This window comes from Streptomyces sp. SID14478 (genome assembly GCF_010548525.1).
Classification (GTDB): domain Bacteria; phylum Actinomycetota; class Actinomycetes; order Streptomycetales; family Streptomycetaceae; genus Streptomyces.
The window spans coordinates 1-862 of the sequence record NZ_JAAGMG010000063.1 but is presented as its reverse complement, the minus strand read 5'-3'; the positions used below and the strand labels follow the sequence as shown (position 1 = coordinate 862).

Annotated in this window: 2 protein-coding genes; one reads left to right on the top strand and one right to left on the bottom strand. The window is 74.5% G+C overall.

Translation table 11 applies throughout. From position 1 onward, the window contains the following. Positions 1–726: rhomboid-like protein (locus tag G3I40_RS02100; RefSeq protein ID WP_343244796.1), on the top strand; the 726-nt coding region annotated here is incomplete at its 5' end. Here G3I40_RS02100 and G3I40_RS02095 read toward each other — a convergent pair. Next, positions 680–862, bottom strand: a 183-nt coding sequence (locus tag G3I40_RS02095) for a DUF3626 domain-containing protein (RefSeq protein ID WP_164300418.1), incomplete at its 5' end; no start/stop codon positions are given. The genes G3I40_RS02100 and G3I40_RS02095 overlap by 47 nt on opposite strands.

The following is an 862-nucleotide window of genomic DNA, read 5'->3' as shown; positions in this document are numbered from 1 at the left end:
GCGATCCCGGCGCAGTCGCGGCCCCCGGTCCTGGAGGCCGCCCCGCGCGGGCGTGCCCGGTGGCCGCGCCCGTGGCGGCTGCTGCCGACGCCGACCGGGACGCCCTTCACCTTCGCGTACGCCGCCGTGCTCCTCGGCACCTCGCTGTTCATGCAGTTCGCGGACCCGCAGACGGTCTCCGCGGCGCTGCGGGCCTCCAGCACCGACGTCACCCATCTGGCGCAGTCGCCGGCGCTGGTGCTCGTGGCCAGCGCGCTGTGGATCGCGGGCGGCATCACGTCACCGTTCGTGCTCGCCTTCCTGGTCGTCATGACCGCGCTGGAGCGGCGCATCGGCGGGCTGCGCACGGCCGGCGTCTTCCTGCTCGGCCATGTCCTCGCCACCCTCGCCACCGAGGTCCCCGTCGGCCTGTCGGTGATGGCGGGCCACCTTCCCGACAGCTCGCTGCACCGCCTCGACTACGGCATCAGCTTCGGGGTCGCGGCGAGCATAGGGGCGCTGGCCGGACTGCTGACGCCGCTGCCGCGCCTGCTGGTGCTCGGCGGGTTCGGGGCGATGCTCGTCGAGGACCTGATCGCGTTCACCGACCCCATGACGAACTGGGGTCATCTGCTGGCCCTGGCCATCGGCGTCGCCACCTGGCCGCTGGTGCGGCGCCGGCGCCGGCGTCCCGTGGGGCTCACGCGGGCGAGCCGAAGCGCACGAGGCAGTGCCACAACTGCTTGACGTACTGCAGGACTTCTTCCTGAGTGCCGTACGCCGACCAGTCCCGCGGTGACCTGACGACCGACGCCGCCGCGCGCCCGACGGCCGCCGCGTCGAGGGCGCCCGCGTCGGTGAACCGCCCGCACACCCGCGCGGC